Annotated in this window: 14 protein-coding genes and 1 pseudogene; 5 read left to right on the forward strand and 10 right to left on the reverse strand. The window is 70.4% G+C overall.

What is annotated here, in order from left to right:
- Nucleotides 1–32: 32 nt before the first annotated feature.
- The 5 genes and pseudogenes from ABGB21_RS09795 to ABGB21_RS09815 all read right to left on the reverse strand — a co-directional run bounded on the left by ABGB21_RS09795 (nt 33) and on the right by ABGB21_RS09815 (nt 5557).
- Nucleotides 33–1818: pseudogene (locus ABGB21_RS09795) on the reverse strand (ABC transporter ATP-binding protein).
- Nucleotides 1818–3527: an ABC transporter ATP-binding protein gene (locus ABGB21_RS09800; RefSeq protein ID WP_347653360.1), complete on the reverse strand. Its 1710-nt coding sequence runs from the start codon at nt 3525–3527 to the stop codon at nt 1818–1820. Before ABGB21_RS09800 ends, ABGB21_RS09795 begins: the two are co-directional and overlap by 1 nt.
- A 109-nt stretch (nt 3528–3636) precedes the next feature.
- The gene (locus tag ABGB21_RS09805; protein ID WP_347653359.1) at nt 3637–4161 is read right to left on the reverse strand and encodes a hypothetical protein; all 525 of its coding nucleotides are present in this window, start codon (nt 4159–4161) and stop codon (nt 3637–3639) included.
- Nucleotides 4162–4216: 55 nt separating this feature from the next.
- Nucleotides 4217–4678, reverse strand: coding sequence for a DUF6194 family protein (locus ABGB21_RS09810; protein ID WP_347653358.1), 462 nt, complete (start codon nt 4676–4678; stop codon nt 4217–4219).
- 114 nt (nt 4679–4792) lie between these two features.
- Nucleotides 4793–5557, reverse strand: coding sequence for an antibiotic biosynthesis monooxygenase (locus ABGB21_RS09815; RefSeq protein WP_347653357.1), 765 nt, complete (start codon nt 5555–5557; stop codon nt 4793–4795).
- Between the two features lie 73 nt (nt 5558–5630).
- Between ABGB21_RS09815 and ABGB21_RS09820 the strand changes: the two genes are divergently transcribed.
- Nucleotides 5631–5969, forward strand: a complete 339-nt coding sequence (locus tag ABGB21_RS09820; RefSeq protein ID WP_347677395.1) for a helix-turn-helix domain-containing protein — start codon at nt 5631–5633, stop codon at nt 5967–5969.
- 7 nt (nt 5970–5976) lie between these two features.
- Here ABGB21_RS09820 and ABGB21_RS09825 read toward each other — a convergent pair whose 3' ends face one another.
- Nucleotides 5977–6264: a hypothetical protein gene (locus ABGB21_RS09825; protein WP_347677397.1), complete on the reverse strand. Its 288-nt coding sequence runs from the start codon at nt 6262–6264 to the stop codon at nt 5977–5979.
- A gap of 571 nt (nt 6265–6835) precedes the next feature.
- Between ABGB21_RS09825 and ABGB21_RS09830 the strand changes: the two genes are divergently transcribed.
- Together ABGB21_RS09830 and ABGB21_RS09835 are read left to right on the forward strand one after the other, a co-directional pair.
- On the forward strand, nt 6836–7705 hold the full coding sequence (locus ABGB21_RS09830; protein ID WP_347677399.1) for a helix-turn-helix transcriptional regulator: 870 nt from the start codon (nt 6836–6838) through the stop codon (nt 7703–7705).
- Nucleotides 7698–7883, forward strand: coding sequence for a DUF397 domain-containing protein (locus ABGB21_RS09835; RefSeq protein WP_347677401.1), 186 nt, complete (start codon nt 7698–7700; stop codon nt 7881–7883). Before ABGB21_RS09830 ends, ABGB21_RS09835 begins: the two co-directional genes overlap by 8 nt.
- 345 nt (nt 7884–8228) lie before the next feature.
- On the opposite strand, the gene ABGB21_RS09840 is transcribed toward ABGB21_RS09835, so the two are convergent.
- Nucleotides 8229–9176 carry a C45 family peptidase gene (locus ABGB21_RS09840; protein WP_347677403.1) on the reverse strand — a complete coding sequence of 316 codons (948 nt, stop codon included), beginning with the start codon at nt 9174–9176 and terminating at the stop codon, nt 8229–8231.
- A 368-nt stretch (nt 9177–9544) separates the two neighbouring features.
- Nucleotides 9545–10303, reverse strand: a complete 759-nt coding sequence (locus tag ABGB21_RS09845) for a TetR/AcrR family transcriptional regulator (RefSeq protein WP_347653351.1) — start codon at nt 10301–10303, stop codon at nt 9545–9547.
- A gap of 114 nt (nt 10304–10417) precedes the next feature.
- Here ABGB21_RS09845 and ABGB21_RS09850 point away from each other — a divergent pair, with 114 nt between their 5' ends.
- Entirely contained in the window at nt 10418–11758 is a 1341-nt protein-coding gene (locus ABGB21_RS09850; RefSeq protein ID WP_347677450.1) for a DUF418 domain-containing protein, read from the forward strand.
- Here ABGB21_RS09850 and ABGB21_RS09855 read toward each other — a convergent pair.
- Entirely contained in the window at nt 11649–11981 is a 333-nt protein-coding gene (locus ABGB21_RS09855) for a hypothetical protein (RefSeq protein ID WP_347653350.1), read from the reverse strand. The genes ABGB21_RS09850 and ABGB21_RS09855 overlap by 110 nt on opposite strands.
- Before the next feature lie 44 nt (nt 11982–12025).
- Nucleotides 12026–12976: an AraC family transcriptional regulator gene (locus ABGB21_RS09860; RefSeq protein ID WP_347677405.1), complete on the reverse strand. Its 951-nt coding sequence runs from the start codon at nt 12974–12976 to the stop codon at nt 12026–12028.
- Between the two features lie 73 nt (nt 12977–13049).
- Here ABGB21_RS09860 and ABGB21_RS09865 point away from each other — a divergent pair, with 73 nt between their 5' ends.
- Nucleotides 13050–13556 carry an anthrone oxygenase family protein gene (locus ABGB21_RS09865; protein WP_347677407.1) on the forward strand — a complete coding sequence of 169 codons (507 nt, stop codon included), beginning with the start codon at nt 13050–13052 and terminating at the stop codon, nt 13554–13556.
- Nucleotides 13557–13565: the final 9 nt, after the last annotated feature.

Genomic DNA, 13565 nt, shown 5'->3' on the forward strand with positions numbered 1-13565 from the left:
CCGACCGGCCGAACCGCCGCCGAACCGCCGGATCAGTCCTGATCCACCCCGTGCCAGGAACGCCACAGCGCCGCGTACGAACCACCGGCGGCGACCAGCTCGGCATGCGGCCCCAGCTCGGTGATCCGGCCGTCCTCGACCACCGCCACCCGGTCCGCGTCGTGCGCCGAGTGCAGCCGGTGCGCGATCGCGACCACGGTACGACCCCGCAGCACCGCCGCGAGCGACCGCTCCAGATGCCGGGCCGCCCGGGGGTCGATCAGCGACGTCGCCTCGTCCAGCACCAGGGTGTGCGGGTCGGCCAGCACCAGCCGGGCCAACGCCAACTGCTGGGCCTGGGCGGCGGAGAGCGGATGCCCCGCCGAGCCGACCACCGTCGCCAACCCCTCCGGCAACTCCTCCGCCCAGTCGAGCGCGTCGACCGCGGCCAGCGCGCTCCGTACCTGGGCCTCGGAAGCCGCCGGCCGCACCATGGTCAGGTTGTCGCGCAGCGTACCGATGAACACGTGGTGTTCCTGGGTGACCAGCGCGACCTCGGTCCGGAGCTGGTCCGGTGACAGCTCCGTCAGCGGCACCCCGCCGACCGCAACCGAGCCGGTACGCGGCTGGTGGATGCCGGCGAGCAGCCGACCGAGTGTCGACTTGCCGGCCCCGGACGGACCGACCATGGCGAGCGTCTCTCCGGCGCGCAGCTCCAGGCTGACCCCGTGCAGCACGTCCCGCCGCTCCTGGTAGGCGTACCGCACATCCCGGACCACCAGCGGAGGCGGCACGGACGTACGGCCCCCGACCCTCCCCACCAGAAGGTCCCCGACGCTCTCCATCCTCGGACGGGGCAGACGACACCCCGAGCAGCCGCGCCAGCGACGCCCCACCCACCTGCACCTCGTCCAACCAGGAGAGCAGCCGGTCGATCGGATCCATCAACTGCTGCACGTACAGGGTCGCGGCGGTGACCTCGCCGAGGCTGACCCAGCCCCGCAGATAGAACCACCCACCGCAGAGCAGCGTCGCGACGACCGGCAGCAGGTACCCGAGCTCGGCGAGCGGGAAGAAGACGGTACGCAGCCACATCGTGTACCGCTCGGCGGCGTACGACCGGGCGATGTGGGCGTCGGTACGGGCCCGGCGGCGGCGCTGCTGGCCGAGCACCTCGGTGCTGCGCGACCCCTCCACCGTCTCGCTGATCCCGTCGGTGATGTCCGCGTACGCGGCGCTCTCCGCCAGGTAGCCGGGACCGGCCCGGTGCAGGTACCAGCGGGTGGCGAACCAGAACAGCGGCACCGAGACCAGACCGGGCAACAGCAGCAACGGGCTGGTCAGCACGATCGCACCGACGACCAGGAGGGCGGTGACCACCGCGATCAGCGTCTCCGGCACCGCGAACCGGACCGACCGGGAGAGGGCGGCGACGTCCCGGGTGGTCCGGGTCAGCAGATCACCGGTGCCGGCACGCTCCACCGTGGAGAGTGGGATGGCGAGGATCCGGTCGACGAACTCCTCACGCAGCTCGGCCAGCACCCGCTCGCCGAGCCGGGCCGAGGCGAAGTGCGCGAACCGGATCAGCACCGCCTGGGCCAGCACGAAGCCGGCGATCGCCATCGCCACCCGGTCGACGGTGACGCTGGTCGTACCGGCGGACACCCGCTCCACCAACTCGCCGAGGAGTCGGGGCGCGGCGAGTCCGGTGACCGCGGCCAACGCGTGCAGCCCGAGGACCGCGGCGAGCCCGCGCGGATGCCGGCGGAACAGCGTCCGGGCGTAGCGTCGGACCTGCGCCGCGTCGGCGACCGGCAACGTGGGGCGCTGCCCCGCCATCATTCCTCCTCGGCCCGGGTCACCGTGGCGGCGTACCGGGGCTCGTTCGCCAGCAGTTCGCGGTGCGTACCCTCGGCCACCGCCTTGCCGTCCTCGACGAAGACCACGTGGTCGGCCCGGTCCAGCACCAGCGGGCTGGTCGTGCAGACCACGGTGGTCCGGCCACGCCGGGCCGGGCCGAGCCGCTGTGCGATCCGCGCCTCGGTGTGCGCGTCGACCGCACTGGTCGGTTCGATCAGGATCAGCGTCTCCGGGTCGGCGACCAGGGCCCGGGCCAGCCGCAGCCGCTGCTGCTGGCCGCCGGAGAACTCCCGGCCGCGCTCGGCGACCTGGCCGGCGGCGAGCCCGCCGGGCAGCGCCTCGACGATGTCGGTGGCGCTGGCCGCGGTCAACGCCGCCTCGACGGCCGCCACGTCGGCGGTGTCGTGCGGGTCCAGCTCGGCGCGCAGCGCCCCGGAGAAGAGCCGCGCGCCGTTGTCGGCCACCATGATCCGGCGCCGGACCGTCGCCAGCGCCAGCTCCCGCAGGGGTACGCCGTGCAGCGTCGCGTCGCTGTCGACGTACCGGCCGAGACGGTCGGCGATCTCGACGGCGTCGGCGGGTACCGCGGCGGCCAGGGCGGTCAACCGGCCCGGCCGGACGGTGACTCCGGACTCGATGTCGACCAGCTCGCCGGGGCCGTCCGGCACGGTGGCCGGTCGGGCCGGTTCGGTGACCTCCCGAGCCAGCCGCAGCAGTGCGACGACCCGGCGGGCCGAGACGTGTCCCCGGACGATCCGGTCGATCATCTCGCTCACGGTGCGCAGCGGGCCGACCAGGTAGACGGTGTAGCCGTAGAAGGAGACGAGCTGCCCGACGGTGATCTCGCCACGCAGCGCGAACCGGGCGCCGAGCCAGGTGACCAGCACCAGGAAGACGCCGGGGAGCAGCACCTGCGCCGACTCCAGCAGCGCCTCGACCCGGGCCACCCGGATTCCGTCGCCGCGCAGCGTCTGCGACTCGGCGCGGTAGCGGGCCGCGAAGACCGCCTCACCGCCGACACCGCGCAGCACCCGCAGCCCGGAGACGATGTCGCTGGCCCGGGTGGTGAGGGTCGCCTGCTGGTCGCGGTACGTCTCCTGCCGGCGGTGCAGCGGTCGGATCAGCAGCCCGACGATCACCATCAGCGCCGGTACGCCGAGCAGCACCACCAGCCCGAGCGGGACCGAGGTGGCGAGCAGGATCGCCATGATGGTGCCGATCGCAAAGATCGAACCGGTGCCCCGGGAGAGGATGTCGAGCGCCCCGCCGATGTGGCTGATGTCGGCGGTGCCGATGCTGACCACCTCACCGGTGGCGAGCCGTTTCGGCAGCGTCGCTCCGAGCTGGTTGGCCTTGTCGATGGTGAGCTGCACGGTCCGGTACGCCCCGGCCAGGTAGTTGTAGACCGCGAACCGGTGCCGGATGATCCCGGCGACCGCCTGCCCGACCCCGACCGCGAGCAGCACCAGTGCCCAGCGCAGCAGCGCGTCGGCGTCCCGCCCGACGATCCCGGCGTCGATCGCCTTACCGAGCACGGCCGGCATCAGCGCCTGGCCGACGTACGAGACCACGGCCAGCGCCATGCCGGCGGCGAGCGTGGGCCAGATCCGGGCGGCGTGCCAGAGCAGGAACCTGGTCGCCGACCGGTGGTCCGGCCTGCCGGGATCGGGTACGGGTAAGGAGCGCATCGCCCGCGACGCTATGACCCGGTCGCCACGATCGCCACCGGTTTTCCCTACTCATCCGGACCGGGCAGCCCGCCGCACCGGGGACTCGGCCGACGCTGTCCCGCCCCGTTCAGCCGAGGCTGGCGAACGGCTTCGGCGGACGTCCGTCGACGTAGGTCATCAGGGTGTTGTCGGCGATGCCCAGCCGGGTGTCCGGCCAGTCCTCCTCGAACCAGCGCAGGTAGCCGAAGAACCGCTCGTCGCCGACACACCTGCCGACCAGCCAGCCGAACAGTTTCCCCACCTCGGGGCAGTCCTCGGGATGGACGGCCCACCGACAGGTCAGCCCCCAGCGTCGGCCGTACCGGTCCTCGTGCAGGTCGAACGCGGAGACAGCGGCTCCGCCGATCTTGCTGGTCCCTGCCTGGACCAGGTCCCACACCGGTCGCGGCCGGTCCTCGTACACCCAGTCGCCGCGCTCGTCCTCGACGGGCCGTCCGTCGTCGCCGATGACGATCTCGGGGAACGTGGTGATGATGGTGAGCCGTTCGGGCCGGGAACCGAGACCCAGGTGCCAGCGGAGTTCGGCGACCTCGTCGTCGGTCAGCTCGCACCGCAGGTCCATCGACACCATGAACTCGTACATGTCCGCCACGCCGGCACCCTACCGATCCGGTACGACCGGTCCGGGGTGCCGGCGACCAGCCGCGCTAACTCCGCCGGGCCCGGTGGTTGGCGTGTTTGCGGGCGGCGAACTCGTACGCCTCGCGGAGCAGTTCGCGGACCTCGGGCAGGCTCGTCGTACCCGGGTTGACCACGCAGACCCAGTACTGGGACGCGTACTCGGGGTGCGGCATCAGCACGTCGGTGGCGGCGTAGTCGACGCCGGTCCGCCACGCGCCACGCTCGTCGCGTTCGGTGGGCGGGGTGCCGAACCGGGCGACGTACCCCGCCTTGGTCAGCCCCAGGTTGAGCCGGTAGGTGTCGGGTCGGTCGAGGTGGGAGACGCTGTCGTACCGGTCGCCCGTGACGATCGTCGCGAACGGCATCTGCCGTTCCGGCGGCAGGTCACGGTCGGGGTCGTAGAGGAAGAACAGGTCACCGGCGGCTTCCAGGACGTTGACCCCCTGGTAGGTGTCGCGGATGTGGCGGGTCATCTCGTCAGCGTTCATACCTTCAATCGTTTCATTGAACTCCTTTGTGAGAGTTCTGCCCGACCTCGCCACGTGGTCGGGCCGAAAACCCTCAACCAGGGGGTTGAACCCACCGGCGGATCCGCAGACCGGTCACCCCTGGTACGGCGGGGCCACGCCCCAACCCCAGCGCGGCACCGGCGCCTCCCGGACCGGGTCCGCGTCGGGTTGGGAGTTCTGTACCGCCAGCCGGGTTCCCCACTCCAGATAGCTGGCGAAGGCGGCACGGAACTCCGGATCGTCCGGCAGGCCGACCTCGTCGGCGGCGTCCATCAACAGGTTGACCCACCGTCGGCGTTGCGCCTCGGTGATCGCCCTACCGAGGTGTTTGCCCAGCATGTGGGGGTAGCCGCCGTGCCGTTCGGTGTAGCTGGCCGGCCCGCCGAAGACCTCGGCGAGCCACACCGCCACGTGCCGGGGATGCTCGGGGTCCATCCGCGCGAACACCGGCGCGAGCAGCGCATCGGCCCGGACCAGCCGGTAGAAGACGTCGCAGAGCTTGACGAGGGCGTCCATGCCCCCGGCCCACTCGTACAGGGTCGGCGGGGCGGCACCGCCCGGGCCGGTCACCGGGGTGCGGGTGTAGTGCCGCATCTCCTCGATGTCCTCGACGTACGGCTTGATCTCGGCGAAGAACGCCGGGAACTGCGGGCCGCGCCGGAATCCGCCCAGGTGCGCCTCCGCCGACGTCCAGGTGATCCGCAGTACGTGACAGGCGGGATCGTCGACGCAGCGGCTCAGTTCGTAGTCCACACACTCCGGGGCGGCCCGGAAAGCCTCGGCGGCCCGCTCGTACGCCGCCTCGAAACCGCCCAGCCGCTCCGGCGGTACGCGGTACCTGATGTACTCGATGACCATGGGTCAGAGCCCAGCACCCAGCACAACAAAGATCAAGTACGCACCATTCGGTGCGTACGGGCGAGGAGTCCAGATGATCCGACGCTACGACTGTCCGGTAGAGCTGGCGGTCGATGTCATCGGCGGCAAGTGGCGGCCGGTCATCCTCGCCCACCTGAAGGAGGGCGTGCACCGGTACGGAGAGTTGCGCCGCCGGATGCCGGGTATCAGCGAGAAGATGCTGACGCAGCGGCTCCGCGAGCTGGAGGCCGACGGACTCGTCGTCCGCCACGACCACGGGACGAACCCTCCGCACGTCGAGTACCGGCTCACCGAGGAGGGCCTCAGCCTGGCGCCCGTACTCCAGGCACTGTACGAATGGGGCACCGGGCGGGCGGCGCGCACCGGCACCACCATCGGGCAGGCTGGTTAACCACCGGCTACCGGAGACGGACCCAACCGAGGAAACGCTCGGTGAGCGCGCCGGGCCCGGGCGCGGTGTCCGGGTGCAGTCGGGTCAGGTCGAGGTACGCCTCGGCGAGCGAGAGCCCGAGGTAGACGCAGAGGGCCAGCCGGTCGTGCGCGTACTCCCGGGAGAGGGTGACCCGGGCGGCGCCGCACGGCCACGGCTGCCCGTCGTGTCGGCAGAGCCAGAGCGGACGCAGCGGAAGGTGCCGGAGTTCGTCGGAGACGGCCTTTGCCCCCTCCTCCGTTCTCTCTTCGGTCACCGCCGCACTCCGTCCGTCGTTCGGCCCCGGCGGAGTTGGCCGAGCGTGAAATAACCGTCGGCCCGGGTGGGTCGGTCCCAGCCTGCCCAGCTATTCCGCGACGGAATCCGGAGCGACTTCTGAGGAATATTCGGATCTGCCGTTAACACCGACGAAACAGAGCACGGAAAGCGCGGGAGAAGCGCAACCGGCCGGCTTCGGCGAGGGCAGGTCCACCATCGCCCGCACCGGCAGCACAGCCAGAGTCGACGCCTGTCACGCCCGTGACCTGCGGTTGGTGACGTCAATCGCGACCGGTGACCGTTCCGCACGGCAACCTCCCTCGTCTCGGTGGATGGGGGTCAGCTCCACGGAGGGGAAATGGAGCTGACCCCCGCAGATCCCGCCCGGCAGGTCAGTGCCACTCGAATTCCGAACAGGACCGCTTGTCACCCACTCTCACCACTGGAGTTCGCCCCCACAACCCCCTAGGGTCGGGATAGCAGATCGACCGGCCGCTATCCCGAATGGTGACCGGTCGAGTGTTCCAGGATGGAACGTTTTCCGTGCCAATCTGAAACAGGGGGACCAGATGACCGACAACGGATCGTCAGTGCCGCGCCGGCAGCTCGGACGCCACCTCCGGATCGCCCGCGAGCAGGCGGGACTCTCGCTGGAGGCGGCCGCCCAGGAGTTGGAGTACTCGCGGACGACCATGTACCGGATCGAGAGCGGCAGCGCCGCCGCCCGCAAGGCCGACGTCCTGCTCCTGTGCCGGGCGTACGGGGTGCCGGGGGAGATGACCGAGGCGCTGATCGGGCTCTCCACCCAGACGAAGGCGAAGGGCTGGTGGCACGCGTACGGCGACGCCGTCCCCGCCTGGTTCGAGCTGTACGTCGGGCTGGAGGCCGCCGCCTCCCGACTACGCCACTGGGAACCGTTCACGGTGCCCGGACTGCTCCAGACCCGGGAGTACGCCACCCACCTGCTCCGTGCTCAGCCCGACCTGCCGGAGTCGGAGATCGCACGCCAGGTGGAGGTCCGGATGGAGCGTCAGCAGATCCTCCGCCGCAGGAAGCCGGCGGCACCGAAGCTGGAGGTGATCCTCGACGAGGTGGTGTTACGCCGCCGCACCCCGGGGATGGCCGGTCAGCTCACCCACCTGCACTCGGTCGCGACCGACGGCACGGCGACCGTCCGGGTGGTGCCGCTGGCCGCCCCGACGAACTGGGCCCTGGCCGGCGGGAACTTCATCATCCTCGACTTCCCGTCCACCGGGCTGCGTACCCCGGAGCCGACCACCATCTACAGCGAGTCGCTGACCGGGGCGATCTACCTGGACCGGCCGACCGAGGTCGCGTCGTACGCTAAGGCATGGAGGGCCCTCGAAGCGTTGTCGCTGGATCCCTCCCGCTCGGCCGACCTGATCGCGACGATCGCCAAGGAGTGCAGCGATGACTGACCTGACCGGCGCCAGGTGGCGCAAGAGCAGCCGCAGCAACGGATCGGGCGGTGCCTGCGTCGAGGTGGCCGACAACCTCACCGGTGTGGTCGGCGTACGCGACAGCAAGGACCCGTCGGGGCCGGCCCTGACCTTCACCCCGACCGCCTGGCGGCGTTTCGTCACCTCGGTCCGCTAGCCACCACACGAGCCGACGTCAGATCAGCCAGCGACCTGGTGGTCGCTGGCTGGGCGTTGCTCGGCCCGGCCCTCGGCACCCTGCCGATGGGTCTGCCTCACGCCACCGGTCGTACGATCGGCGGAGCAATTGTCAAGACCTGTGGATTAGTGACTATGTAGCGAGAGACGCCTTGTCGGGGCGTATTGGGGGAGGCGCTCGTCCGACAGGTGGAGCGATGCCGAGCCCCTGCCGGTTCATCGTGTGGCCGTGGCGGGGCGGGCCGAGGGAGGGCCTGTCGGCGGTGGGTGACATCCCGTTCTTGCAGGATCTTCATGCAGGGTGAGCAGGGGTCCGGAAAGCCTCTCAGCTGGTCCGGCCCAAGGTCACGGTGCGGGATCCGGGTGTGAAGTCGCCGAAGGACTGTTGCCAGGACTCACCGGGCCAGTAGTACGTCACACGGCCGTCGACGGGCCGGTAGTGGGCTGTGTAGAGCGTTCTTGACCCCTGCTCGTCGACGGATTGGTATAGCGGCGGCTTCAGCATCGCCGCCACGTCGTCCACACCCGCGGCGCGAATGGCGTGCAGCCGCTCCTGCGTCCGCAGGGCACGCTCCTGCTCGTCGGTCACCGGCAGGTGCTGGTGGTTGGCGGCGCAGGCGTCCGGTGCCACCGTCGGTGACATATCCGGCCCCACGAACACCGTCACCGCCTTGGTGGGATCGACAAGGGTGAGGTTCTGGGGGACGGCGACCGGTAGGGACCGCAGCCTGTCGACCGCCTCATCGACGGTGTCGCACGTTTCCAGCAGGTAGCGCACGAGGATGAGAATGGCGAAGCCGCGTCCGTAGACGGAACGTCCGCCCCAGGTGAGCGAGACCGCGAGACCGGCGTCGTTCATCCCGTCCAGCAAGCCCCACAGCATGTCCTGCATTCCGATCACGGGGCGCAGGAAGCAGGAGGAGACGATGGTCCCTTCGCACTGATCTGGCCGTAGGTCATAGTTGCGCAGCAGAATGCCGTTCCTGCCGATCTGGGTGCACGCCTGGGAGAACGGCCGCAGTGCCGCGTGTGTGAGGAAGACTTCCGCCTCGGGCCGGTTGAGTTGGCCGGCCAGGCGGTCCAGAACCGGGACCAGTTCCGGCATGTGCGCACGGAACAGCGCCCGAACACGATCCGCGCCCTCCGGAGTCCGGCCCTCCTCGGTCAGCAGACCCTCCATCTCCTGCCACAGGCCCCGGGCGTAGGCGGCCCACCGCCCGTCGCCGCCGTCGCCGACCTCGATCGCCTGAAAGGTCTTGTGCTCTTGCCGCACGGCTGCCACTCCCCCTGTGAGAATCGGCCAAGGTGAGGGCAACCTAGCCAATTGCGGGGTGAATCACCAGGTGGCCGCCATCGGCGACGACCAGGCGCTGGATCTGGTTGAAGCCGCTGAATGCGAGCGTGGCCGATACCAAGCCGGCGACAATGTCCCGCGTTGGAGGAGCCGGGAGTCAAGCAGACGAGCGGCGGGAGCAATTGTCAATCGGTGTCGTCGGTGACGTGTGATCAGGCTGCGACGGTCTCGTCGCGCTCGACCAAGAAGCCGTCTGGCGGTCAGCCGCATTCGACCCGGCCAACGAATTTTGTCCTTCTGCGGAGGCGGGGCCCATACCCTGAGTCAACCTCTGGCCCCCTGCCCCGTCAAGATCTTCGTCTGTCGCCGCGACCCCGGGAGATCAGCGCCTGGATGCCGTCGAGCAGCAGGTCGAGCCCGAAGGTGAAGTCGCTGTCGTCGACCCACTCCGCCGCGCCGCCGAACGCGTTCGCGCGGACCGCCGCGGTCAGCTCCGGGTACCGGTCCGGGTCGAGGACCTGGCCGAGGATCTCGCCGTACCCGGTCAACCCGCCGAACTGATCGGCCGTGTCCTTGCCCACGGCGCCGTTCAGGGCGTGCGCCATGGCCGCCTGCCGGGCGGCGTAGCCGGTGAGCGTGGTCGCGATGTTGATCCGCTCACCGTGGTCGAGTCCGGTGTCGGCGAGCGCGGCGAGCGCGCGGTCGAGCCAGCGTAGGGCCCGGGGCCCGGCGGGCGGGGTGTGCTGGCCGAGCGCCAACACCCAGGGCCGGTCGAGCAGGAAGTCCCGGTTGGCCCGGGTCCAGTCGGTCAGGTACGCACGCCAGGGCTGCCCGTCCAGTGGCGGCGGTTCGGGAGCGGCGGCGTCCGCCATCAGGATCAGCAGTTCGTCCTTGCTGCCGACGTAGCGGTACAGGGACATCGTCGCCATTCCGACCTCTTTGGCGACGCTGCCCATGGTCACCCCCTCCAGACCGTCGCGGTCCGCCACCCCGATCGCGGCGGCGACGATCCTGCCCAGGTCAAGGCTGGGTCGGGGGCCGTGCCGGGAGCCGGTGTCGCGGCCCCACATCCGGGACACCACGGGGGGAAGTTGATGTTCCGCCACGGCAACCTCTCCTCGTCCTCCGCCCACGGGTCTTGCGCTCACTCTAGATCTCAGGGACTCTGTATCACGTACGCTGTATTACATACGCAGTCCTTGGGGAGGCCGACAGTGAGCATGCAGAGTCCAACAGTTCCCGCACCTTCCATACGGAGAGTCCTCGACGTCGACGCGATCCGGGGGTTCGCGCTGCTCGGGATCTTCGCCGTCAACATCACCTTCATGGCCTCCGGCTACCCGGGGAACCTGGTCACCGACCCCGCCTTCGGCTCGGCGCTCGACGACGCCGTCCGCACGTTCTCCTCGGTCTTCGTCGACATGAAGTTCTACGTGCTGTTCTCGTTCCTCTTCGGGTACAGCTTCACCCTGCAGATGCAGGCGGCGAGCCGGGCCGGTACGGCATTCACGCCCCGTTTGCTCCGCCGGATCGGCGGCCTCTTCGCCCTCGGCGCCCTGCACATCGTGCTCCTCTACGGCGGTGACGTGCTCACCACGTACGCGGTGGCCTGTCTGGTCCTGCTCCTGCTCCGCCAGGTGAGGGACCGGACCGCGATCCGGATCGCGGTCGCCCTCTACGCCCTCGTGCTGCTCAGCCTGCTCGCCAGCGCGTTCCTGGTGGACCGCTCGACGTTCGTACCCGACGAGGCCGAGGCCCTGGCGAACGGCGCGCGGGCAACGCAGGCACTGCTCGGCGGCTGGGAGGCGAACATCGGTGAACACTTCGCCGGCCTGCCGCTGCTGGTCCTCCAGGCGGTGACCGTGCAGGGCCCGACCGCGCTCGGGCTGTTCCTGTTCGGCATGGTCGCCGGACGTCGACAGTGGCTCGGCCGGGTGACCGGCAACGAACCGGTGCTGCGCCGGATCCAGTGGATCGGCTTCCCGGTCGGACTGCTCGGCGCGATCGTCTACGCGACCAGCGGCGGCAACGGCAACACCCTCGGGGTCGCGGCGAGCGTCGCGACCGCACCGCTGCTGACCGCCGCGTACGTGGCGACCCTGCTGCGGATCATGCACCGTCCGGGTACGGCGGTGGTCCGGACGGCGCTCGCCCCGGCCGGCCGGATGGCACTCACCAACTACCTGGGACAGTCGGTGGCCGGCCTGATCATCTTCACCGGCATCGGGTTCGGATTCGCCGGCAGGTTCTCGCCGCTCGGGCTCCTCGGCCTCGCGCTGGCCGTCTTCGCCGTCCAGGTGCTGCTGAGCGCGCTCTGGCTGCGCCGCTTCCGGTACGGGCCGGTCGAGTGGCTGCTGCGCTGGCTCACCAACGCCAGCCGGCCCGCCTTCGTCGCCCCGCCCGCCGACTCCCGCACCGTGGAGGTGGCCGGCCAGTCATCCAGCAGCGGCCCTACCAGCGACGGGTTGCCCGCCACTCGTCCGCAGCCTGCTGCGCGGACCGCGCCGCCTGCCGTTCCGCCCGGTCCTGATGACGTCGCCGGAACCCGACGTAGAGCTTGAAACCGGCGTACAACGGCAGGATGAGAGCCCAGCCGAAGAACATGAACCGCCCACCCTCGTACCGGAACGCGAGGTGGTACGCGTAGACGCCGGCAATGACGGCCCCGATCCCACTGAAGATCCGCTCGACGAGCGAATCCGTGGCGAACCGGGTGAGCGCGACGAGCAGCAGCGCAACGGCACTCGCGGCCAACCCGACAACGTGCACGACAAGGAGCGACACCGGCGCCATCCCGAGGAGAAATCGACGATCGGACGCGTCGGAGCCTAGACCGAGCCAGGATGCGGAACAGCCGACCGGTACTCCCGAGGGCTCACCCCACGGTGGCGCTTGAACGCGGTGCTCAACGCGAAGGAACTGCCGTAACCGACCTGGCGGGCGACCACACCGACAGTGGCGTCCGGCTCGCGCAGCAGGTCGGCGGCGAGCGCCAGCCGCCACCCGGTGAGGTACGACATCGGCGGTTCACCGACCAGTGCGGTGAACCGGCGGGCGAGGGCCGCCCGGGAGACCCCGACCCGGGCAGCCAGGGTCGCCACCGTCCAGGGCTGCGCCGGATCGTCGTGAAGCATCCGCAGTGCCGGCCCGACGACCGGATCGCCGTACGCCCGGTACCAGGCGGGCGCCTCGGCGCCGGGCCGGCCGAACCACTCCCGTAACACGGCGATCACCAGCAGGTCGAGCAGGCGGTCGAGAACCGCCTCCTGACCGGGATCGTTCCGCACGATCTCGGTCGCCAGCAGCCGGACCAGCGGCGAATCCCAGGAGTCACCCGGGACGACCAGCAGCGGCGGCAACACCCCGAGCAGGCGCCGGCTGACCTCACCCTGCATCGCGTACGTGCCGGTGAGCAGCATCGTCGGGCCGTCCGCGCGGTTGCCCCAGGTCCGTACCCCCTGCTCCACCATCCCGGACAGTTCTCGGCCGTCCGCGGCGACGCAGACCTGGTCCGGCCGGATGACGACCTGCGGCGCCGTCGTCGGCTCGTCGGCGACCAAGTACGGGTCGGGACCGCGGACCACCGCCACGTCCCCCGGATCGAGTCGGACCGCCGCACCCTTGTCGGGGACGATCCAGGCGTCACCCCGAACCATCGCGACCAGGGTCAGCGGCGCCCGGTCCTCGATCCGCATCGACCAGGGCGGGGCGAGCACCGAACGCAGCAGGAACGCGCCGTGCGCCCGGGGTCCGTCGAGGAGACTGGTGAACGCGTCCACGTAGACGATTGAACACAAGACTGCGCGTTTCAGCCATGTACCGTCTCACGCCTTCTGCACTTGACTGGTCTCCATGACCGTCAGACTCCTGCAACACGTCTCGCTGATCGCCGCCACCGTCAGCACCGGGCTGATGGCCGGACTCTTCACCGCCTTCGCGTACGCGGTCATGCCAGCACTGAGAGGGGCTGACAACCGCACCTTCGTCGACGCCATGCAGCGGATCAACGTGACCATCGTCAACGGTTGGTTCCTGCTGAGCTTCCTCGGTGCCCTGCTGTTCCTCACCGTGTCGGCGCTGCTCGCCTGGCGGGGCGAGGGCCGGCCGGCACTGACGTGGATCCTCTGTGGACTCGCGCTCTACGTGGTGGTGCTGGTCGTCACCGGCGTCGTCAACGTGCCGCTCAACAACCAGCTCGCGGCGGCCGGCAACCCCGACCGCATCGCCGACCTGGCAGCCGTACGCGCACACTTCGAATCCACCTGGGCCACCTGGAACGTCGTCCGCGCACTCGCCAACACGGCGACCTTCGGCTGCCTCGCCTGGGCGCTGGTCGTCTACGGCCGGACCGGCGGTTGAGCCGGCGGC

It is taken from the genome of Plantactinospora sp. B24E8, from assembly GCF_039871735.1.
GTDB lineage: Bacteria > Actinomycetota > Actinomycetes > Mycobacteriales > Micromonosporaceae > Plantactinospora.

Excerpts from the sequence above, each read along its gene's own strand:
- ABGB21_RS09820 (WP_347677395.1), top strand. The coding sequence starts at position 5,631 with ATGATCCGACGCTACGACTGTCCGGTAGAGCTGGCGGTCGATGTCATC.
- ABGB21_RS09810 (WP_347653358.1), bottom strand. The coding sequence starts at position 4,678 with ATGAACGCTGACGAGATGACCCGCCACATCCGCGACACCTACCAGGGG.
- ABGB21_RS09815 (WP_347653357.1), bottom strand. The coding sequence starts at position 5,557 with ATGGTCATCGAGTACATCAGGTACCGCGTACCGCCGGAGCGGCTGGGC.
- ABGB21_RS09850 (WP_347677450.1), top strand. The coding sequence starts at position 10,418 with ATGCAGAGTCCAACAGTTCCCGCACCTTCCATACGGAGAGTCCTCGAC.
- ABGB21_RS09835 (WP_347677401.1), top strand. The coding sequence starts at position 7,698 with ATGACTGACCTGACCGGCGCCAGGTGGCGCAAGAGCAGCCGCAGCAAC.
- ABGB21_RS09830 (WP_347677399.1), top strand. The coding sequence starts at position 6,836 with ATGACCGACAACGGATCGTCAGTGCCGCGCCGGCAGCTCGGACGCCAC.
- ABGB21_RS09800 (WP_347653360.1), bottom strand. The coding sequence starts at position 3,527 with ATGCGCTCCTTACCCGTACCCGATCCCGGCAGGCCGGACCACCGGTCG.
- ABGB21_RS09865 (WP_347677407.1), top strand. The coding sequence starts at position 13,050 with ATGACCGTCAGACTCCTGCAACACGTCTCGCTGATCGCCGCCACCGTC.